Here is a 19,448-nt window from a genome sequence, read left to right on the forward strand (position 1 = left end):
ATGGTCCGCATTCGCACCTCCGCTTATGACGAGCAGCGGGAGGCCATCCTCTCCCACGCGGCCCGCCTCTTCGCCGAGCGCGGCTACCCGGCCACCTCCATGAACCAGGTCGCCGAGGCGGCGGGCCTGTCCAAGTCCACGCTCTATCACTACTACCGCGACAAGTACACGCTGCTGGTGAACATCGTCGAAGGGCATGTCTCCAAGCTGGAGCTGCTGGTGGACGAGGTGGCCGGCGAGAACCTCACGGCCGAGCAGCGCCTGCGCGAGCTCATACGGCGCTTCGTCGAGGAGTACTCCGGCGCCCAGCACGCCCACCGCGTGCTGACCGAGGACGTGCGCTTTCTCGAAGAGGCGGACCGCGAGCGCGTGGTCGTCAAGGAGCGCCGCCTAGTGGCGGGCTTCGCGCAGGCCATACAGCAGCTGCGCCCGGAGCTGGACGCCGCCAGCCTCTCCAAGCCGCTGACCATGCTGCTGTTCGGAATGATCAACTGGATGTTCACCTGGCTGCGGCCGGACGGTGGTTTGAATCACGAGGCGATGGCTTCCGTCGTCGCCGACCTGTTCCTGGGCGGGGTGCCGGCGGTGAGGCCGCCGGCGCTCGTCCCGCTGTCAACAAGCTCTTGATACGGAGACCTCAATGGCCAAGCCCCTCAATGCCTGGATCGTGGACGGCGTGCGCACGCCTTTCGGCCGCTACGGCGGCGCGCTGGCCGGCGTGCGCGCCGACGACTTGGGCGCCGTGCCCATGCGCGCCCTCATGGAGCGCCATCCCGGCGTCGATTGGGCCGCGGTGGACGACGTGCTCTACGGCTGCGCCAACCAGGCCGGCGAGGACAACCGCAACGTCGCGCGCATGTCGGCCCTGCTGGCCGGGCTGCCGGTGGACGTGCCCGGCGGCACGCTCAACCGCCTGTGCGGCTCGGGGCTGGACGCCATTGGGCAGGGCGCGCGCGGCATCCGGGCGGGCGAGATGGACCTGGTCATTGCCGGCGGCGTGGAGAGCATGACGCGCGCGCCCTTCGTCATGGGCAAGGCCGACAGCGCCTTCTCGCGCGCGGCCAAGGTGGAGGACACCACCATCGGCTGGCGCTTCGTGAACGCGAAGATGAAGGCGCAGTACGGCATCGACTCCATGCCCGAGACGGCCGAGAACGTGGCCACCGAATTCGGCGTGTTGCGCGCGGACCAGGACCTGATGGCCTGGAGCTCCCAGCAGCGCTGCAAGGCCGCACAGGCGGCCGGCTTCTTCGCCGGGGAAATCGTGCCCGTGCTGATTCCGCAGAAGAAGGGCGAGCCGCTGTCGGTGAGCGTGGACGAGCATCCGCGGCCGGACACGACGCTGGAGCAGCTCGGCAAGCTCAAGGGCGTGGTGCGCCCGGACGGCACGGTGACGGCCGGCAATGCTTCCGGCGTCAACGACGGCGCCGTGGCGCTGCTGCTGGCGTCGGACGCCGCGGTGGAGCGCTACGGCCTCAAGCCGCGCGGCCGCGTGGTCGGCATGGCCGTGGCCGGCGTGCCGCCGCGCATCATGGGCATGGGCCCGGCGCCGGCCACGCAAAAGCTGCTGGCGCGCGTGGGCTGGTCGCTCGCCGACGTGGACGTGATCGAGCTGAATGAAGCCTTCGCTGCCCAGGGCCTGGCCGTGCTGCGCCAGCTGGGCCTGCGCGACGACGACCCCCGCGTCAATCCCAACGGCGGCGCCATCGCTCTCGGCCATCCCTTGGGCGCGTCGGGCGCGCGCCTGGCGCTCACCGCGCTGCGCCAGCTCGAACGCACGGGCGGCCGGCGTGCCATCGCCACCATGTGCATAGGCGTCGGCCAAGGCATCGCCATGGCCCTGGAGCGCTGCTGAGCTCCACGCCGTGGGCGCGCCGCCAGGGATGCGGTGGCGAAGTTACCCACGGCTTCTGTGGACAAGTCCGTGGAATAAGGGCGCTTGGCGAAGCCAAGTCATTGATTCATAAGCCGCGGCACGCGCTGCCTAAAAAACAGGCAGTAGCGGCTGCGGTGCCGGGGCTTGCCGGCCGTTCAAGCGGGCAGGTTGCCGTGCCGCCGCCACAGGGGCACGGGCCGCCCGGCGGTGCAGCGCTGGCGCAGCGCGTGGACTTCGTGGCGCCACTGCGCCAGGGTGAACTCGCCACGCGCAGCCCTGCGCTCCAGTTCTGCGAATGCCGATTCGTACTCGGGGTGGCCGCTGTCGAGGGGGCCTGCGGCGGGGGGAAGCTGGTCCATGTCGTCGTGGGTCAGGATGCTGCTGTGGAACACCCCAACCGTTGTGTGTGCGGGCGTATCGCCATGGTAGGTACGCCCGCACGTGCCAGCGTTTCGGTTTCCACGACCGTGAAAACCCTGCGTGGCGGCTATGTCGAGGCTGGCGCTGTACCGTCGCCGCCATGGTGACCTCCAAGCTTCCCGTGGCGTTGCCCGCGCACTGGTTTGCCGAGGACGACTGGCGCGGCACCCTCATCCATGCCGTGGACGGCAGGGGCCACGTCGTGGCCTCGGTGACGGTCAATGAAGACGTGCGCGGCTACCTGTTGGGCGTGCAGCCCGTCCCCGCCTTCCATGGGCGCGCGCAACGCTACATGCGCCGCGGCTGGCGTCCGCGCCTGTACCGGGACGCGCTGGCGGCACTGATGGCGGCTTGGCAGAGCTTGCGGCCCAAGGCCTAGCCGCTTCAGCTTGGCGCGGTACCGGCAGGCCCCTGGGGCGGCTTGCCATGGCGGCGGGTGGGCTCGCGCATCAGCACGAATTCCTCGGCGGCCGTCGGGTGCACGGCAAGCGTGCGGTCGAAGTCGCGCTTGGTGGCGCCGCAGGTCATGGCCACGGCCAGGCTCTGCACGATCTCCGGCGCGTCGGTGCCGATCATGTGGATGCCCAGGACCACGTCGCTCAAGCCGTCCACCACCAGCTTCATGTAGCTGCGGGCCTGGCTGCCCACGAAGGCGGTGCGCATCGGCCGGAAGTCGGATTCGTACACGTCCACCGGGCCCAGGCGGGCCGCATCGGTCTCCGTCAGGCCCACCGTCGCGATGGGGGGCTCGGTGAACACCGCACTGGCCACCGTGCGGTGGTCCACGCGCACGGCGTGGTGGGCGAACTCGCTGTCGGCGAAGGCCCGCCCTTCGGCAATGGCCACGGGCGTGAGATTGACGCGGTTGGTGACGTCGCCTATGGCCCAAATGCCTTGGACCGTGGTGCGGCTGTCGATGTCCACGGTGATGGCGCCGCGTTCGTCGATGTCCACGCCCGCTTGCTCCAGGCCCAGGCCCGCCGTGTTGGGCCGCCGGCCCGTGGCGTTGAGAACCGCCTGCGCACCAAGCACCGAGCCGTCGGCCCGCTGCAGCTCGAAGCGCTCGGCGGTGTGCGTCAGCGCATCCAAGCCCACGCCGCCTGCGAGCGTGATGCCGCGCTCCGTCAGCGCGTGCGCCAGGCGCTTGCGCAGATCGTGGTCAAACCCCCGCAGCGGAAGCGCGTCGCGGAAGGCCAGCGTGACCTGAGCGCCCAGCGCCGCCAGGATGCTGGCGAACTCGACGGCGATGTAGCCGCCGCCCACCACCAGCAGCGTGGACGGCACCTCCCGCAGGTCGAGCACCTCGTTGGAGGTCATGGCCAAGTCCAGCCCCGGCAAGGCGTCCTGGGCGGGCGAGCCACCCGTGGCGATGAGCACGCGTTCACTGCGCAGCGTGCGCCCCGCGACTTCAACCTGCCCGGGGCCCAGCAACCGTGCGCGGCCGTTCACGAGATCGACGCCCGCATCGGCCAGCATCCCGCGGTAGAGCCCTTCGAGCCGCGTGATCTCGCGCGCCTTGGCGTCGGCCCAGCGCTCCATTTCGAAGCGGCCCGCCATGCCCACCCAGCCATAGCCGGCCGCTTCACGCAGCAGCTGGCCATGGCTTGCGGCGTACATCATGAGCTTCTTGGGCACGCAGCCGCGGATCACGCAGGTGCCGCCCACGCGGTCAGCCTCGGCGATGAGCACGCGCGCGCCATGCGCGGCAGCGCGGCGCGATGCGGCCACGCCGCCGGAACCCGCGCCGATGACGATCAGGTCGTAGGCCGCGATGGGGCCGAGCTCTTTGCCGTTGTCCATGTCCACCGCCCCCTGGCCATCACGGTCAGTTGATCTGGCGGGCAGTGTATAGAGCCGGTGGCGGCAGGCCACGGCTCATGCCCGGCACCTCGCGCCGGCCCTCGGTATGACGGCAATCAATTTCACATAAACCTTATTGATGACACACGCTGGGAATGCATTGAGCCTTGGCGCTGTCCCAGCGGTCTTGTTCATGGTTGCGCCGTCTACAAAAATGCACATACCCCGGCAGGCGCGCTTGCCTGACGCCAATTCCCTCAGACACGAGGGTCGTAAAGGAACCGGCGCACCTTCTCGGGCAGAAGCTGCCGTGCATCCGGATGCGCCGGGTTGATCAGCACGTTGTCCTCTTCTTCGATGATGACTGAGGGCACCACCAGCAGTACCGAAGCACCCCCGGCCAGCCAAGCCGAGCCGATGCTGCGTGACACCAGGCCTTCCGGGATGGCGTTCCAGCCTACAGGCAATGGCCGCGGCACTTGCATGCGGGCAGCCCACACGTTGTCGGGGACGTCGATGCGCACGAGGCATCGGTTGAAAGGCAGCTGTGTGCCGCCTCGGCCCAGATGCGCGCGCGTTTCCCAGGCCGCAAGGGCGATGGTGGTTGACGCATAGGTGACATGCTCGCCGGGGCCGTTCCAGCGGCCACCCTTGTGGGCCGCACCCTTGCCTGCCATGTCATCGGCCGTCCAGGAAGGTGTGTCGGCTGCGATGCGCCAGAGGGACACCGTCATGCGGGCAGGCCGCCGCGCATGCGGTCAAGCAGCTCCTCGATGGCGCGCTGGCCTTCCGGATTGCGCAGCATCTGCGCCGGCGTCTTGCCGCCGAACTCGGCCAAGGGCTCGCGCATCCAGTCCCTGACCCAGGCATCGAGGTCGAAGTCCGCCAGCTGCGCCGAGTCGCCGCTTTCCTGCAGCAGCCGCTGCAGCCGCGCCACGATGCGCAGGAAACCCATGACGCGATGGCCGGCCACTTCGGGCAGCGGCTCACTGGCTTCGTGCTTGCGTCGGAAGGTGGTCTCGGAAACGCCAATGAGCGCCATCACTGACTCGTTCGTGCCGCCGAAGGCACCGGCAATGACCGAGACCACCGCGGTCGGCACACCTTCCTCCACGGCGTCGTAGAGGTCTACCGGCGGGCAGTCGGTGACCAGGCCCAGCAGTTCATGGAACACGGCCCGCGAGTTACGGGCGCCGCTGCGCCCGAGCACGCCCCACAGCCGCGCACCGGCACCCTGCCGTGGCGTACGGCTGCGCATGCCCACCGCGACAACCGGAGGTGTCACGGGGGACTGGGGCTTCTTGGTGCGGGCGATGGCCGTCATGTCCAATACTCCATTTGGCGGAAAGATTACCACCACTTGGAGACAGCACGTTTTTTGCCGGCCGCCGTGGCAAGGCGTTGATGTGCTTGGCGGCATCTGGTGGGCTCAAAAATCAGGCAGGCGAACGCGGAAGGCATCACTGCCGCGCACTGGCCCGCTGAAGCAGCCGAACTCCGGTTCGGTCCCGCTGAACGACGGTACGTTCGATCAACGTCTGGTCCGCCTTGCTCAGGGCAATCTCGATCTCGAAATACCGGCTGCCGACGCCGTGCAACGAGGCACTGATCTGCGGCACCGGCCCACTGCCCTCGGGAGCAGACAGGCTGGTACTGACCGTCTCCAGCGACCTGAAGGGCGTGCCGGACCGCAACTGGATCAGCTTGTGCTCGGAAGCCTGGTTCAGGTTCGGAATGGCCGCATAGAGGACCTCTGGCGACGCGGTGTTGAGATTGACGGTCGTGCGCATGGGCAACCAGGCGATGTAGGGCGCCAGCCGCTCGAGCGTGGAAGCGCTCAAGCCCAGCCGCCGCAGATCGTCCGGCCGCGCGGGCCGCAACGCCGCGGCGGCATCATTTCCGGGGGCCGCCGAGCTCATGCTGGCCTGCAGCCCCGCCTTCAAGCGCGTGAGCTCGGCCAGTGGCAGGTTGAGCCGTTCGAACAGCCGGGTGAAGGCGGCCCAGCCCGCGTCGGACACTTCGCCGTAACGCGCCAGGTCACCCACGTTCAGCCGTCCCTGCAGGTCGGTGATGCGTCGGCTCAGATGCAGGCCCTCGCCTTCGGAGGCGAAGCCCAGCGCGCCCATCGACGACAGACGGGTGTCCGGCAGCGGCGCCGCCCACGGCTCGGCCAGGTGATCCGCCTCGCGGGCGTCGTCGTTCAACACGGCAAGGCTCCCATCCAGGGCCGCGTTCAGGATCCATTGGCTGCGCTGGCGCTCCAGGTCGGCGGCGCCCACCTCCAGATCGCGCCACTGCAGCCAGTAGGCGGAGGTCGCCAGCGTCGTGACCAGCGCCACCACGAGCAGCGCCAGGATCAAGGCCGCCCCCCGGCTGCGCGAGCCGGGCGCCCGCGCCCGCATCACGGCTCCTGCGCGAAGGACAGCGTGAGCACCACCGCCATCTGCCGCGGCGGCGCCTCCAGCGGCACGCTCGCCCGCACGGCGTGCAGGGCGGCCTCGTCCAGCGCGCCATGGCCGCTGCTGCGCTGGATGCCCAGCGAGCCGGGCAGCACCTCCCCGGCGCTGGTGATGACGAAGCGGACGATGGGCGCGCCAGTCGCGCCCTCCGCCCGCGCCTGCGCCGGATAGGCCAGCCGGCGCTGGATCGCCTTCTTCAAGCCGGCCAGGTACTGGCGGATCAGGTCGGCGGAGGGCTCGCGCATCGGCACCGCCTGCTGCAGGCGCTGTTCCTCGCCCCCCAGGGCTGAAGACGGGGTACCCGTGGCCGCCGGCATGGCGGCAGGCGCCGGTTCCTCCGCGGTTGGCGGCGCAACCGGCTCGCGCGCGGGCTCGCTGACCTGCACCGGGCTCGGCGCGGCGGATGCCGTTTCGCTGCGCAAGCGCTTCTCGTGCCGCTCCTTTGGCGCTTCGGGGCGGGCCGGCACGGGCGCGCGCGGCTGCGGCGCCTGGGCCGAAGGGGGCGCCGCGTCGGCCGCGGCACGGCCCTCGTCCCGGCCCAGCTGCTGCTGCTCCACCTGCCGATGGCTCACCATCCCGAACAGCTCGACCGCCAGCGGGCTCTCCCGCCGCACGGGCTGCGGCTCGAAGCTCTCGAACGCCAGCCACGCCAGGGCCAGCAGGGCATGCACCAGCAGCGAGAAGGCCAGGCCCCGGGCGTCATGGGCACGCCCAGTCTGCGCGGCCGGCGCCGAAGCCCGCTCGGCCGGCGCGGGAAAGCGGGCGCCCGGCCGCGCGGCCGGCCTCGCCAACGCGCCGGTGGCAAGGAGGGCGCTCACGGTCTCGTGCTCTGCGTCTGCACTGCCACCTTGGAGATGCCCAGCTGCTTGAGCGCATCGGCCACGTCCACGAAGCGCTGCAACTGCACCGTGCGGTCCGCGCGCAGCAGGAAGGGCGTGGCCTTGTCCATAGGCGCCAGTTGCGCCTTGAGCGCCTCGACGCTCAGCGGCCGGCCTTCGAAGTGCGCCGTGCCGGCCGCATCGATGTCGATGGTCCGCGTCTCGCGCGGGTCGCGTTCGCTGCGCTGCGCGCTGGCCTGCGGCAGGTGCACCGGGATGCGCCCGCTGGCGATGAAGCTGGAGGTCGTCAGCACGATCACCAGCAGCACCAGCATGATGTCGATGAACGGCACCATGTTCATGTGCTCGAACGGCCGTTCATCCATGCGCGATCTCCCACTGCAGCATGAGCACCTTGGCCCGGCGCAGCAGCGTGTTGTAGAAGGCCACCGCCACCAGCGCCACCACCAGGCCCGCCGCGGTGGCCTTCAGCGCCAGGGCCAGCCCCAGCATGATCTGCGACGGGTCCATCGCCCCGCCGTGCTCCATGCGGTAGAAGGTCAGCATGATCCCGAACACCGTGCCCAGCAGCCCCAGGTAGGGCGCGTTGCTCGCCACCGAGGCGATCACGAACAGCCGCCGGGTCAGCGCCAGCTCCAGGGACTTGATGTCGGGCATGCGCTGGGCCTCGACCCGGCGGAAGTACAGCGTGCGCTCTATGCCGATGGCCACCACCAGCACGCTCAGCAGCATCAGCACGCCGATCACCCCGTAGTCGATGGCGCCGCCCAGCCAGTCCATGTTCTTCGCGTTTTCCATGCCGTGCTCCCGTGGTTCAGAAACTCAGGCCTGCCTGCAGCAGCACCCGGGTGCGGCCGTGGTCCCGGGCGCTGTCCGGCTGCGCGCCCACCGCATGGGCCACTTGCAGCGAGCCGGACAGCGACCGGTGCTGCAGGTGGTAGCCCAGGCCCACGTCCGACAGCCGCGCGCCCGCGGCGCTGCTGTAGCCGCCGTGCTGCAGGTACACCCGGCCCAGGTCGCCGAACACGCCCAGCGCATGCGAGAAGCCCTCGGCCAGGCCCGCCGCCGGCAGCGCGTAGCGCAATTGCGCGCTCAGCAGATAGCCGTTGTCGCCGCTGACCGTCTCCCTGTAGGCGCGCACGCCCTCGGGGCCGGCGATGTTCATCTGCTCGCTCGGGTCGAGGTTGCGGTCCAGGGATTTCTGGATGCTCGCGCCGGCCCGCAGGCTCCAGGCCGGGGCCAGCTCCAGTTGCGCCGCCGCGGCCAGCTTCAGGTAGGCGTAGCGGCCCGCCGTGTTCGCGCCGCCGCGGTTGAGCGCCTCCTGTGCCGGGTCGTCGAAATCGAGCTGGCCGATGACCAGCGAGCCGCTGGCCGTGGTTTGGCCCGGCAGCCCGGCCAGGCCGCGTCAGTCCTCGTGGCGCAGGCCGAGGGTGCCGGCGGTGGCCCGCTTGCGGACCGACGAGCTCTCCGCGCCGATGTCGTCGCGCAGCCGCCTGGCGGCCAACCCCAGGCCCAGGTGCAGGTTGCGCTCGCGGCTGCGCAGCAGCGGGTAGCTCAGCGCGGCCTCCAGGGAGCGTGCGTTGCCCTGCGCCGCCAGGTCGGCATACGCGCCGCCGAGCTCGTAGGTGGTCTTCGACCAGGCCAGCTCGCCGCGCAGGCCGTTGGCGGCCAATGCGGCGGCGTAGGCCAGCCGGCCGTTGTCCAGCCGGCCGCCTTCGGCCGCCATGCCGCTGAGCGTGAGCTTGTCGGCCTGGCCCAGGGGTGAATTCAGCTCCACGCCGCCGCTGAGCCGGTTCTTGCCGGTGTAGGCCGAGCCCAGGTTGTCCACGACCAGCCAGCCACCCCAGCGCGGGCCGGCCGGCACGTCCAGCAGGAAGTCGGCGCTGCCCGGCGCCTGGCCCGCGGCGACGGTCAGCCGCGGCAACTGCGCCCCCGGCATGTCGGAGATGGTGAGCATCGCGCGCTCCAGCGCCGCCCGGCTCACCGCGGCCTGCCCGGCCGCCAGCGACGCCGCCACGCCCTCCAGCAGCCTGTCACCCACCAGCGAGGCGTTGCGAAGCGTGAAGCGGCCGTACCGGCCCACCTGCACGCGGATCAGCAGCGTGCCGGCGCTGGCGTCCTGGCGCGGCACGTAGGCCCGCGCCACCAGCCAGCCCCGGCTGCGGTAGAGCGCAGTGACCTGGGCCGCCACCTCGTTGATGCGAGCCATGCTCAGCGTCTGTCCCCGGTAGGGCGCCACCAGGGCCTGCAGCTCGGCCTCGGGCACCTCCTCGGTCCCTTCGAACCTGAATTCGCGCACCGCCAGCGTCTGCCCGTCGGCCAGCGACAGCGGCGGCGCGGGCGGCTCCACGATCTGCGGCGCGGCCGGCGGCGTGGGCCGGCTCTCGGGGCGCAGCGGCTGCGCCTGGCGCAGCGCGTCGCCGGCGCCGAAAGGCACGGGCGGGGATGGCGCCGCCGTCTGCGCCCAGGCGCCTGCACAGGCCAGGTGAGCCGCCATCGCGATGAGGGTGGGCAGAAGGTTGCGGGGGCGGGTACAGCGCATGGTGGAGGGTCGGTTTTGTTTTGAATTCGCCCGCAGCAGGGAAACTGCCGCAATCGGGCGTTCCGTGAGCGAGGAATCGGGAATGAGCCTGCGCCGAGATTCACTGCGGCCGGGCAGAAAAAGAAGGAATATTGCTTCCCCTCTGAAAATGCCAAGGGGAAGACGGCTCATGCCAGGGGCGTCAGATTTGCTTGTAGCAGCGGCTGATCAGGAATTCATTCCAGTCGGAAATACCGTCCGAATCGGCATCGGCGGATTTCTTGGTGTTCATGAAGCCGACCATGCTGGCGCTGTAGGCGTTCTGCGTGGAGTTGGTGGAATTGATCAGAATGCCTTTTTGCGTGGTCTGGTAGTCAGGAAACTCGATGTAGTAGGAGCTCGAAATGGAGTCCGAACACATCTGGGCCTTGGAGACGAATCCCGCCTTGATATTGTTGCTGGCGTACTGGATGGCCTGCTGGGTGTAGTCGATATTGCTGTAGGTGCAGGTCCAGGACGGCGAGCAGTTCGAGGTGTAACTCGTGCCCAGGTCGGTCGTGGATCCGGACTGGCCCATGTCCACCAAGATGTCATCGGCGGCCACCCCATAAGGCGCCAGGGTGGGGTTGCCGATAGCCAGTTTCGTCACGTAGGTCTGGTTGACCTTGACCGGGTTGGCATATCCGCTCGCGGTGGCGCCAGGGGTCGCGGTCTGCACCAGGTTGGCCTTGGCGACCTTCTGGCTGTAGAGCACCGGAATACCGTAGGCATAAAGGAAGGCGCTCGCGCCGGTCTGCTTAAAGGTCGAACCGGTCGGGTCCGTGTCGAAATAGGCCGGCGTATCGGCATCGGCCGCGAGCAGCAGGCTGTATTTCTTGGAGCCCACGGCTGCCGGCATGGACGCGGTGCCGTTGATCTGCTTTTTTAGGTTGCCGGTCGAATCGGCGCAGACCTGGACCGCCGTGGCCGTGGTGCCGGAATTGGACAGGAAATCCTGGGCAAAGGCCTGGGCCGGCTCATAGAAATTCGAGGCCACGGCAATTACAAAGGAGGCCGAGGTCGCGCTGCTGGGGACATAGGTGCACGTCGTGGCGGCTCCTGCATGGGAAGCGACGACGGCCAATACTGCCGGGGCGAGTACCGAAATGGCTTGACGGATACCAAACTTCATTTCACACCTTGCTTGAGTTTAAATGGCAGCGTTCCCGATGACGGCAGTAGGCTGCGAGAACCAAAACCCCTCCCAACTGGCAGAAGCTCCGCATCCTGGCTGGGGAGGTCTAGCGACTCTCCTTTTTCTTGTCGTCTTCCAATTCATAGCGGACACCGTCAACTTCGATGGCCCGCACGTCCGCCTTGTATTCGGACATTTCGTTGATCTGAATATGGCTGTCGATGGAATCAGGGCGCCGGCCGGCGGCGGCCTGGAGCTGGGACACGGCACGCGGGGCCGCCTTCACCGCATCGAGCTGGCCGGCGGCTGCCTGCGCGGCGGCGCGGGCCTCGGCCTCCGCCGCTGCCCTGGCCGCGGCCTGCGCGGCGGCACGGGCCTCGGCCTCTGCCGCTGCCCTGGCTGCGGCCTGCGCAGCGGCTCGGGCTTCCGCCTCCGCCGCTGCCCTGGCCGCAGCCTCCGCCGCCACGTCGGTATAGGTGCTGTTGCTGACCGTGCCGTAGTCGTTGCCCACCAGGCCGCCAACGAATTTGCCTGTACCGCGGACACTGCCGGTGGCCTGGGAATTGTTTATTTCGCCCTCGTTCACGGCGACCAGGGCACCTGCGGCCTGGCCGGCCGGGGCCGGGCCAGCCTGGCCCAAAATGCCCACATTTCCGCTGGCGTAGGATTCAGTGATCAGGCCGTGGCTGTTGACTCCCACCAGCCCGCCGGCCCCGGCATATCCAGAAACGCTGCCACTGGCGTGCGACCTGGAAATGGACCCGCCGCCCGCCAAGGCCCCGAGCAATCCCCCGGTACTAGAGCCGCCCGAGACATCGCCGGTGGCATATGAATTGGCAACGCTCATCCCCGAGAAATAACCGCCTAAGCCGCCGGTCCATCCGGAATTCATGGCGAGCGCCACTACATCCCCCTTGGCGTGGCTGTCTGAAACCGTTCCCTCCTTCACCGTGGCCGAGCCGATCAATCCACCGGCCCGGGTGACGTAGGGGCTGTTGACGACGACATCGCCGGTCGAATGTGCCTTGGAAATGTTCAAGGTCATTCGGGAGGCATTGGCATAACCGATCAATCCACCCACACCGTCTCCGGTGGTGATTTCAGTGGATTGGTTCGCGGTTACCGTGCCGGTGGCATATACGTTGTCGAGGGTGATGGTTCCCCGGCTGTTTGACGCACCCATCGCCCCGATCAGGCCACCCAGCTTGGTGCCGCCGGTCACGTTCCCGGTGGCGAACGAATTGGTCACGCCGATATTCGCTGTCGATGTCGAAAATCCACCGGCCAGCCCCCCCAGGGATTGAGAATCAGGCGCCCCCTTGATGTTGCCGGTGGCGTAGGAATTTGAAATGGACCCTCTGGCCGCGTAGCCCACCAGGCCGCCTGCAGTCATGCCGATCCCGGAGCCAATATTCCCTTTTGCGTGGGAATATTGAATATCGAACAGCATTGCGTTGCCTACCAGTCCACCCAGATTGGAATTGGAGGCGTCGGCCTGAATACCGACGTCGGCATAGGAGCTCTTGACGGTGCCGTACAGAAAGCCCAGCAAGCCGCCGACCCGGGCGCCCCACGCCGTTACGGTGATGTGCCCCGTACCATATGCATTGCTGATATTGACCTCGGCATCCGACGTCCCGAGCAAGGTGCCGGCATAACTGTTGGCCGTGATATTGGCTCTGGTCACGCCGATATCGCGAAGGGTGCTGGTCTCCACCACCCTGCCGACCAGTCCGGCATTGCTGGCCTCGGGCGCATTGAGCGTGAGATTCGATACCGTGTGTCCCAGGCCGGCGAAAATGCCGCCAAATTCGTTGATGACGGCCGCGGCACCTTTGTGGGCCGCGCTCCAACTCGCCGCGTCCAGGTTTTGCGCCAGGGCGAAATACCCGCGGGCCGTACCGGCCGTGTCGTCCAGCGCCGCCAGTTGGTCCATGCCATGGATCAGGGTGTAGTCCTGGCCGTTGAGGCTCAGGCGGGCATCCGCCGCGGTGAGGGTGAGGCTGCCGTACACGCCGCCGCTGCCGTCTTGCCGGGCCACCGGCTGGCCCTGGGCATCGAGGGTGGCGCCGCTGTAGCTGGCCGGGGTGCGCAGGTGGTAGTCGCCGCCATAGCGCAGCGCCAGGGTTGCGCCGCGGCCCGCCAGGGTGACGGGCGCGTTGATGTCGATGTCGGCCCCGGCCTTGAGCACCAGCCCGGCGCCGGCGCCCGTGGCGGTGATGGCGGCGTTGACCTTGACGTCGCGGGTGGCGGTCAGGGTCAGCGTGGTGCGGCCGGCCCAGCTCAGCGCGTCGTTGACGTTGAGGTCGCCGCCCGCGCTGCTGCCCAGGGTGGACTGGATCTCGATGCTGTTGTCGCGCAGCAGCCGGGACAGCAGCGTGGCGCTCATGTCGCCGCCGAGGTTGGCGATGGTGATGCCGTCCGGGTCGATCAGCCAGGTGCCGGCAGCGCCGTGGGTGGAGCGGGTGGTGATTGTCGCCTCCTCGGCAATCGCCACCTTGCGGCCGCTGGTCTCGATGAAGCCGCCGTCGCCGCCCCGGGGCGCGGAGGCGTCCAGCGTGCCGCGGACGGTGGTGGTGCCGCCCTGGGCCAGCAGGGTGATGGAGCCCTTGAGCTCGTCTATGGTCCGCGCCTGGATGATCCCGCTGTTGTTGACCTGGCTGCCCAGCAGCTCGTCGGCAGCCTTGGCGGTGAGCAGCACGGTGCCGCCGTCGGCGTGGATGGCCTGCCGGTTCTCGACCAGCGCGTCGAGCGCGCCCTGGTCGATGGTCACGCTCAGCAGGGAGTCGCCGTTGAAGTTGAGCGTGACCTTGTCGCCCCCCGCCAGCGCCACCGTGCCCTTGGCCGCGGTGATGAGGCCCTGGTTGGAGACGCTCGCGCCCAGCAGCGCCACGTGGCCGCCCGGCGCCGCAGCCAGGGTGCCCAGGTTGACGACCGCGCCGCCGGTGCCGGGGCCAGCCTTGCTGAAGGTGTAGCGGCCAGCCAGGAAGTCGCCGTCGCCGATGTCTAGGCTGCTGGCAACCAGGCTCCCCGCGCTCACGCTGCTGCCTCGCGTGAACAGGATGCCGTTGGAGTTGACGAGGAAGACCTTGCCGTTGGCGTTGAGCGCGCCCTCGATGACGCTCTTCTCGTGGCCGACGACGCGGTTGAGGAGGACGGCCGAGGCGCCGGGCTGCCTGAAGTTGACGCTCTCGTTGGCGCCGACGGAGAAGCCCTGCCAGTTGATGACCGCCTTCGGCGTGGACTGCCTGACCTCGGTGCTGTTGCCGCGCTGGACGATGGTGGCCGCGCCGCTGGCCACCACGCCGCCCGCCGGGGCGGCCAGCAGCGGCGGCGAGACCCAAATCAAGGCCACGGCCGTGGCCAGCCTGCTCCTGGCGAACCGGAGGGCCCGCCGACCCTGAGGCAGCCGAGCGCCCTCTGTCAGTCGTGATGTATCTGAGTTCATAGCGTTGCATCTTGCAATGCCTATGCCAGACGCTCAGGCGCTTGATCTCGAAGCTGTGAACGCGGCGGCCCCGTGGCGTGGGCACCGTGCGATGAACGCAGCGCTTCTCTATAGGGAGCCTCTGCGGCGGCCCGCGGCTGCAGCCGTTCGGATATGGCGATGGCGGCGACGCACCTCGGTGCTGGACGCTATGTAGCAAACGTTACAACGCTGTCGAAAACCGCACGCGCTTGTGAGGAAACCCACGCGGCGCGGCGGGCATGGGCGCGGCTGCCGCCCTGGAGCGACGGCGCGCCGCGGCCCCGGCGCGGGACTTGCAGAACACGGGCATTCCAGGTCCAGACCGCCTACCTCCAAGTGCCCGTCCTCGCTTCGTCCCATGACCTTCCCAGGCACCTTCCCGGCTCCGCCGGCTGCAGGCCGCTCGACGGCTTCGTCACACCCGTCGAGGGCGCCATGGCGGCGCCGGCCGGCGCCGCACGCGGGCTACACGTTGGTCGAGCTGCTGGTGGTGATCAGCCTGGTAGCGCTGGGCACGATGCTGGTGGAGCCGGCCTTGCCCGATGCCCGGCGCGATGCGCTGGAGCGCGAGGCGATGCGCCTGGCCGCGATGCTGGAGGGCGCCCGCGCGCAGTCGCGCCTGCAAGGCCGGCTGGTGCGCTGGCAGCCGCGGCCCGGGGGCTTCGGCTTCACCGGGACGGCGCAGGGCCGCACCGTTGCCTGGCTGACGCCGCAAGTGCAGGTGGCCGCCCCCGGGGAGCTGGTGCTGGGGCCCGAGCCCATGCTGCAGGCGCAGGCGCTCACCCTGGTGCTGGGGCCGTATCGCGTGCGCATCGCCAGCGACGGGCTGGCCCCGTTCGCCGTCGCGCGCTGAGCGCGCGGCCAAGGGGCCGCGGGGCGCGTGCCGGGGGCTTCACGCTGGTGGAGATGCTGGTGGCCCTGGCCGTGATGGCCATCGCGCTGATCGCCAGCCACAAGGCCGGGGCCTCGCTCATCCGTGGTGCCGCGTGGCAGAACGACCTGCTGCTGGGCCGGCTGTGCGCCGAGAACGTGCTGATCGAGCTGCGTCTGCGCCGCGAGCTTCCGGGCCTGGGCCGCAGCGAGCGCCGCTGCGAGCAGGCTGGCCTGCAGTACGTGGTGCAGTTGGGCGTGCGCACGACGGCGCGGGCCGACACCCGCCACATCGACGTCCAGGTGCTGCGCGAGGGCTTGCCCGTGCTCCGGCTGTCCACCGCGCAGGCCCGCCTGCAGGTGAGGTGAGGCGATGGCCGTGGGACGACGCATTCCTTCCCGTGCCGGCGCAGCGGCCGCGGGCCGGCAGGCGGGGCTGACGCTGGTCGAGCTGCTGGTGGCGTTCTCTATCCTCGGCCTGATGGCGCTGATGGGTTGGCGCGCGCTCGATGCCATGTCCCGGGTGCAGGACAGCACCCGGCAGCGCAGCGGCCATGGCCTGGCACTGGCGTCCGGCCTGCTCCAGTGGCGCACCGACCTGGATGCCCTGCAGGAATCCGGCCTGGCCAGTGCCGTGGACTTCAACGGCCAGGTGTTGCGCATCACCCGGCGCAGCGCGCTGGATGACGCGAGCCTGATGCTGGTCGCCTGGGCCTTGCGCCTGGACAGCGCACGAGGCATCACCTGGCAACGCTGGGTCTCCAGCCCGCTGCGCACCCACGGCGAGTTGCGGCGGGCCTGGCTGGACGCGGGCGAATGGGCCCGCACCGGCCCCTTGGGTCGGCCTGCGGCGCGAGGCGGGGCCATCGTGGTGCCGGCCTCGGACTGGCAGCTCTTCTATTTCAGGGACAACGCCTGGAGCCACGCCCAGTCGAGCGCGCGGCGGGTCGCCGAACCGGCCGGGGCCGACGACAGCCGCGGCGGCGACCCGGTGGCCGCGGACACCCCGCTGCAGCCTCCGCCCGACGCGGTGCGCCTCGTCCTGACGCTGCCGCCCCAGGCCGGAAGTGCCCTGGCGGGCCGCATCGTGAGTGACTGGCTCCGGCCCACGCTGGCCACCGTGCAATGAGCGCCGCGAACGTAAAGGCCTGGCCATGACGCTGTTCATCGCCCTTCCTGATCCGATGAGCGCTGCCTCGGCCGCGGGGCCGGCGCTGCGCTACGCGGTGAGCTCGGACGGCGTGTCGCTGGCCCAGCGTGGCGAGCAATCCCTGGCGGGCCTCGCAGCGGGTGTTGAGGGCGCCGCGAACCAGCCGGCCATCGCCGTCGTGCCGGCCGCCGCGCTGTCATGGCATCGGGTGACGCTGCCCCAGCTGCCGCGCTCCACCCGCCCGGCCCGGCTGCGCGCGGTGCTGGAAGGGCTGGTCGAGGAGCGCGTGCTGGACGCCCCCGCCGCGCTGCATCTGGCACTGGAGCCGGGCGTGCAGGCCGACGCAGCGGCACCGCGCGAGGCCTGGCTGGCCTGCTGCGACAAGTCGTGGCTCACCGGGCAGATGCAGCAACTGGAGCGCCATGGGCTGCGCGTGCGCCGTATCGTGCCGGCGGCCTGGCCGCGATCGGCGCAGGCCGGCACCGAGGGGCTGCTCACGGTCGAGGGCCTGGGCGAGCGGCGGCAGGCCTGGCTGCAGGTGTGCGGCCCGCAGGGGGTGTGGCGCAGGCCCGTGCACGCGCCGGACGAGCTGGCCCAGGCGTGGAGCGGCCCGCCCGAGCGGCTGGAGGCCATCCCCGAGGTGGCCGAGCTGGGCCCGTCCTGGCGGCAGCTCGCGCTGCGGCTGCGTCCGACCGAGCAGGACTGGCTGCACGGCGTCGCCGCCGGCTGGGACCTGGCGCAGTTCGAGCTGCGGCAAGGCGGCCTGGAGCGGGCACGACGCCGCGCCGGGCGGGCGGCCGGGCGCTTCCTGCGGGAGCCGTCCTGGCGCTTCGCGCGCGTGGGCCTGCTGCTGCTCGCCACGCAGTTGGCGGCCCTCAACGGCTGGGCCTGGCTGCAGCGCCAGGAGCTGCAGGCGCGGCGCGACACGGTGCGCCAGCTCCTGCTGGCCGGCATGCCGGGCACGCGCGTCGTGGTCGATGCGCGCGCGCAGCTGGCGCGCGGCGTGGGGCAGATGCGCCAGGACTGCGGGCGGGCCGCTGCGGACGACTTGGAGAGCCTGCTGCAGGCCCTGGCCGGCGCGGTGCCCGCGGGGCGGCAGGTCCAGCGCATCGACTACCAGCACGGCGAGCTTCGCGTCGATGGCCTGGGCCTCGACGCGGCGGACGCGGTGCTCGCGCAGGACCAGCTGGCCCGCTACGGGCTGCGGCTGCGGCCTGCGGCTGCGGCCGGGGCGGCTGCGGGCCCCCGGGCCTCCGCGGACCCCACCCCCCAGCGCTGGACCCTGAACCTGGCCGAGGCCCCATGACCCCCCCTCCGACACCACCCTCCCCGCCGCCCCGCGGCGCCCTGGGCGCCTTCATCGCCTCATCGCGCCACACCTGGCGCCGCAACCTGCGCCAGGGCTGGGCGGCGCTGCAGCCGCGCGAACGCCGCCTGGTTGCTGCCGGCGCCGCGCTGGTGGGTGCGTTCGGGCTGTGGAGCGTCGCCATCGCGCCGGCCCTGCGCACGCTGGGCGGCGCCGCGGACGAGCTGCGCCGGCTCGACCTGGACATCGCCGCGATGCGCACGCTGGCGGCCGAGGCCGAGGGGCTGCGCGCCTGTGCCCACCAGCCGCCCGACGCCGACGCCCCGCTCGCGTGGCGCCAGGCCACCGAACAGCACCTGGGCGCCCTGGCGCAGGTCGGCGCCGAGAAGGAGGAGCCGCCCGCCGTCACGCTCAGCCAGGCGCCGGCGGAGCTGATGTTCGACTGGCTCGTTCACCTCCGTGAGGCGGTCCACGCCGCGCCGGTCCAGGCCAGCCTCGAAGCCACCGGCGAGGGCCTGTGGAACGGCCGGCTGAGTTTCGCGTTGCCCGCAGCCCGTCCGAACCCATGAGTGTCCGTACCGCTTTCCCTTCGTTCCCCGCGCGGGTGCCGCGGGCCTCAGCCGCCGCCGCCCTGTGTGCCGCGCTCGCCGGGCCCGGCGCGCAGGCCAGCCCGGGCGGTGCCCCGCAGCAGGCGCCCGCCCGGCCGGCCGCCAAGCTGGCCGCCCGGGAGCCCGTGACCCTGAACTTCGTGGGCGCCGACATCGAGACCGTCGCCCGCGGGATGGCGGTCATCACCGGGCGCAACCTGGTGGTGGACCCGCGCGTCAAGGGCACGCTCAACCTGGTCAGCGAGGCGCTGATCGCGCCGCAGGCCGCCTGGGAGCAGTTCCTGGCCGCGCTGCGGCTGCAGGGCTTCGCCATCGTCGAAGCGGGCGGCATCCACAAGGTGCTGCCGGAGGCCGAGGCCAAGCTGCAGAGCAGCGTCGTCAGCGACGGTGCCGCCAGGCCGGCCGGCAACCAGATCGTGACCCAGATCTTCGTGCTCAACCACGAGAGCGCGAACAACCTGGTGCCGGTGCTGCGGCCGCTGATCAGCCCGAACAACACCATCAACGCCAACGCCGGCAACAACTCGCTGGTGATCACCGACTACGCGGACAACCTGCAGCGCATCGCCCGCATCGTCACGGCGCTGGACGTCAGCCCGGCCAGCGACGTGGAGGTGGTCGCGCTGCGCCACGCCATCGCCAGCGACCTGGCGGTGCTGGTCAACCGCATGCTGGAGGGCGGCGCCGCGGCGGCGCCCAGCGCGGGCAACGCCAACGCGGCGCCCAGGAACCCCGCCGCGCGCGCCGGCGAGGGCTACCCGGTGACGGTGCTGGCCGACCCGCGCACCAACAGCCTGCTGGTGCGCGCGGCCAACCCGGCGCGGGTAGCGCTCACGCGCAAGCTCGTCGAGCAACTGGACCAGCCCACCGCGCAGCAGGCGGCCGGCAACATGCACGTGGTCTACCTGAAGTTCGGCGACGCCGTGCAGCTCGCGCCCACGCTGCGCGCCGCGCTG

General features: G+C 70.5%; 19 protein-coding genes and 1 pseudogene. 9 read left to right on the plus strand and 11 right to left on the minus strand.

Annotated features, from left to right (window positions below):
* Both SM757_RS24425 and pcaF read left to right on the plus strand, forming a co-directional pair.
* A complete protein-coding gene (locus tag SM757_RS24425; protein ID WP_322467392.1) occupies positions 1–627 on the plus strand; it encodes a TetR/AcrR family transcriptional regulator in 627 nt (208 codons plus the stop codon).
* A 13-nt stretch (positions 628–640) separates the two neighbouring features.
* Complete coding sequence (gene pcaF / locus SM757_RS24430) at positions 641–1,855, plus strand: 3-oxoadipyl-CoA thiolase (RefSeq protein ID WP_322467393.1); 1,215 nt, start codon at positions 641–643, stop codon at positions 1,853–1,855.
* 176 nt (positions 1,856–2,031) lie between these two features.
* On the opposite strand, the gene SM757_RS24435 is transcribed toward pcaF, so the two are convergent.
* The gene (locus SM757_RS24435; protein ID WP_157118741.1) at positions 2,032–2,235 is read right to left on the minus strand and encodes a hypothetical protein; all 204 of its coding nucleotides are present in this window, start codon (positions 2,233–2,235) and stop codon (positions 2,032–2,034) included.
* A 161-nt stretch (positions 2,236–2,396) separates the two neighbouring features.
* Between SM757_RS24435 and SM757_RS24440 the strand changes: the two genes are divergently transcribed.
* Entirely contained in the window at positions 2,397–2,675 is a 279-nt protein-coding gene (locus SM757_RS24440) for a hypothetical protein (RefSeq protein ID WP_066332316.1), read from the plus strand.
* Positions 2,676–2,680: 5 nt separating this feature from the next.
* On the opposite strand, the gene gorA is transcribed toward SM757_RS24440, so the two are convergent.
* From gorA to SM757_RS24490, 10 genes and pseudogenes are all read right to left on the minus strand, one after another.
* The gene (gene gorA / locus SM757_RS24445) at positions 2,681–4,096 is read right to left on the minus strand and encodes a glutathione-disulfide reductase (RefSeq protein WP_322467394.1); all 1,416 of its coding nucleotides are present in this window, start codon (positions 4,094–4,096) and stop codon (positions 2,681–2,683) included.
* Between the two features lie 257 nt (positions 4,097–4,353).
* The gene (locus tag SM757_RS24450) at positions 4,354–4,830 is read right to left on the minus strand and encodes an RES family NAD+ phosphorylase (protein ID WP_322467395.1); all 477 of its coding nucleotides are present in this window, start codon (positions 4,828–4,830) and stop codon (positions 4,354–4,356) included.
* A complete protein-coding gene (locus SM757_RS24455) occupies positions 4,827–5,420 on the minus strand; it encodes an antitoxin Xre/MbcA/ParS toxin-binding domain-containing protein (protein ID WP_322467396.1) in 594 nt (197 codons plus the stop codon). Before SM757_RS24455 ends, SM757_RS24450 begins: the two co-directional genes overlap by 4 nt.
* A gap of 136 nt (positions 5,421–5,556) precedes the next feature.
* Complete coding sequence (gene gspK, locus SM757_RS24460) at positions 5,557–6,456, minus strand: type II secretion system minor pseudopilin GspK (protein WP_322467397.1); 900 nt, start codon at positions 6,454–6,456, stop codon at positions 5,557–5,559.
* A gap of 41 nt (positions 6,457–6,497) precedes the next feature.
* Positions 6,498–7,373: a TonB family protein gene (locus SM757_RS24465; protein WP_322467398.1), complete on the minus strand. Its 876-nt coding sequence runs from the start codon at positions 7,371–7,373 to the stop codon at positions 6,498–6,500.
* Positions 7,370–7,759: an ExbD/TolR family protein gene (locus tag SM757_RS24470; protein WP_322467399.1), complete on the minus strand. Its 390-nt coding sequence runs from the start codon at positions 7,757–7,759 to the stop codon at positions 7,370–7,372. The genes SM757_RS24465 and SM757_RS24470 overlap by 4 nt, the downstream gene beginning before the upstream one ends.
* Positions 7,752–8,192: a TonB-system energizer ExbB gene (gene exbB / locus SM757_RS24475; protein WP_322467400.1), complete on the minus strand. Its 441-nt coding sequence runs from the start codon at positions 8,190–8,192 to the stop codon at positions 7,752–7,754. The genes SM757_RS24470 and exbB overlap by 8 nt, the downstream gene beginning before the upstream one ends.
* 16 nt (positions 8,193–8,208) lie before the next feature.
* A pseudogene (locus tag SM757_RS24480) lies at positions 8,209–10,107 on the minus strand (ShlB/FhaC/HecB family hemolysin secretion/activation protein).
* Between the two features lie 10 nt (positions 10,108–10,117).
* Positions 10,118–11,086, minus strand: a complete 969-nt coding sequence (locus tag SM757_RS24485) for a substrate-binding domain-containing protein (protein WP_322467401.1) — start codon at positions 11,084–11,086, stop codon at positions 10,118–10,120.
* A 109-nt stretch (positions 11,087–11,195) separates the two neighbouring features.
* Positions 11,196–14,444 (minus strand): two-partner secretion domain-containing protein, encoded by a 3,249-nt coding sequence (locus SM757_RS24490; RefSeq protein WP_322467402.1) that lies wholly within the window; start codon positions 14,442–14,444, stop codon positions 11,196–11,198.
* A gap of 472 nt (positions 14,445–14,916) precedes the next feature.
* On the opposite strand from SM757_RS24490, the gene SM757_RS24495 reads away from it, so the two are divergent.
* The 6 genes from SM757_RS24495 to SM757_RS24520 all read left to right on the plus strand — a co-directional run.
* Positions 14,917–15,411, plus strand: coding sequence for a pilus assembly FimT family protein (locus SM757_RS24495; RefSeq protein ID WP_322467403.1), 495 nt, complete (start codon positions 14,917–14,919; stop codon positions 15,409–15,411).
* Positions 15,408–15,797 carry a type II secretion system protein gene (locus tag SM757_RS24500; RefSeq protein WP_322467408.1) on the plus strand — a complete coding sequence of 130 codons (390 nt, stop codon included), beginning with the start codon at positions 15,408–15,410 and terminating at the stop codon, positions 15,795–15,797. The genes SM757_RS24495 and SM757_RS24500 overlap by 4 nt, the downstream gene beginning before the upstream one ends.
* Before the next feature lie 10 nt (positions 15,798–15,807).
* Positions 15,808–16,557: a PulJ/GspJ family protein gene (locus tag SM757_RS24505; protein WP_322467404.1), complete on the plus strand. Its 750-nt coding sequence runs from the start codon at positions 15,808–15,810 to the stop codon at positions 16,555–16,557.
* Positions 16,558–16,582: 25 nt separating this feature from the next.
* Positions 16,583–17,884 (plus strand): type II secretion system protein GspL, encoded by a 1,302-nt coding sequence (gene gspL, locus SM757_RS24510; RefSeq protein ID WP_322467405.1) that lies wholly within the window; start codon positions 16,583–16,585, stop codon positions 17,882–17,884.
* Positions 17,881–18,453 carry a type II secretion system protein GspM gene (gene gspM, locus SM757_RS24515; RefSeq protein WP_322467406.1) on the plus strand — a complete coding sequence of 191 codons (573 nt, stop codon included), beginning with the start codon at positions 17,881–17,883 and terminating at the stop codon, positions 18,451–18,453. The genes gspL and gspM overlap by 4 nt, the downstream gene beginning before the upstream one ends.
* Positions 18,450–19,448: secretin N-terminal domain-containing protein (locus SM757_RS24520; protein WP_322467407.1), on the plus strand; the 999-nt coding region annotated here is incomplete at its 3' end. The genes gspM and SM757_RS24520, both read left to right, overlap by 4 nt.

It is taken from the genome of Azohydromonas lata, from assembly GCF_034427735.1.
Taxonomy (GTDB): domain Bacteria; phylum Pseudomonadota; class Gammaproteobacteria; order Burkholderiales; family Burkholderiaceae_C; genus Azohydromonas; species Azohydromonas lata.

Coding starts and splice junctions, on each gene's coding strand:
- SM757_RS24425 (WP_322467392.1), top strand. CDS start 1: ATGGTCCGCATTCGCACCTCCGCTTATGACGAGCAGCGGGAGGCCATC.
- pcaF (WP_322467393.1), top strand. CDS start 641: ATGGCCAAGCCCCTCAATGCCTGGATCGTGGACGGCGTGCGCACGCCT.
- SM757_RS24435 (WP_157118741.1), bottom strand. CDS start 2,235: ATGGACCAGCTTCCCCCCGCCGCAGGCCCCCTCGACAGCGGCCACCCC.
- SM757_RS24440 (WP_066332316.1), top strand. CDS start 2,397: ATGGTGACCTCCAAGCTTCCCGTGGCGTTGCCCGCGCACTGGTTTGCC.
- gorA (WP_322467394.1), bottom strand. CDS start 4,096: ATGGACAACGGCAAAGAGCTCGGCCCCATCGCGGCCTACGACCTGATC.
- SM757_RS24450 (WP_322467395.1), bottom strand. CDS start 4,830: ATGACGGTGTCCCTCTGGCGCATCGCAGCCGACACACCTTCCTGGACG.
- SM757_RS24455 (WP_322467396.1), bottom strand. CDS start 5,420: ATGACGGCCATCGCCCGCACCAAGAAGCCCCAGTCCCCCGTGACACCT.
- SM757_RS24470 (WP_322467399.1), bottom strand. CDS start 7,759: ATGGATGAACGGCCGTTCGAGCACATGAACATGGTGCCGTTCATCGAC.
- exbB (WP_322467400.1), bottom strand. CDS start 8,192: ATGGAAAACGCGAAGAACATGGACTGGCTGGGCGGCGCCATCGACTAC.
- SM757_RS24485 (WP_322467401.1), bottom strand. CDS start 11,086: ATGAAGTTTGGTATCCGTCAAGCCATTTCGGTACTCGCCCCGGCAGTA.
- SM757_RS24495 (WP_322467403.1), top strand. CDS start 14,917: ATGACCTTCCCAGGCACCTTCCCGGCTCCGCCGGCTGCAGGCCGCTCG.
- gspL (WP_322467405.1), top strand. CDS start 16,583: ATGACGCTGTTCATCGCCCTTCCTGATCCGATGAGCGCTGCCTCGGCC.
- gspM (WP_322467406.1), top strand. CDS start 17,881: ATGACCCCCCCTCCGACACCACCCTCCCCGCCGCCCCGCGGCGCCCTG.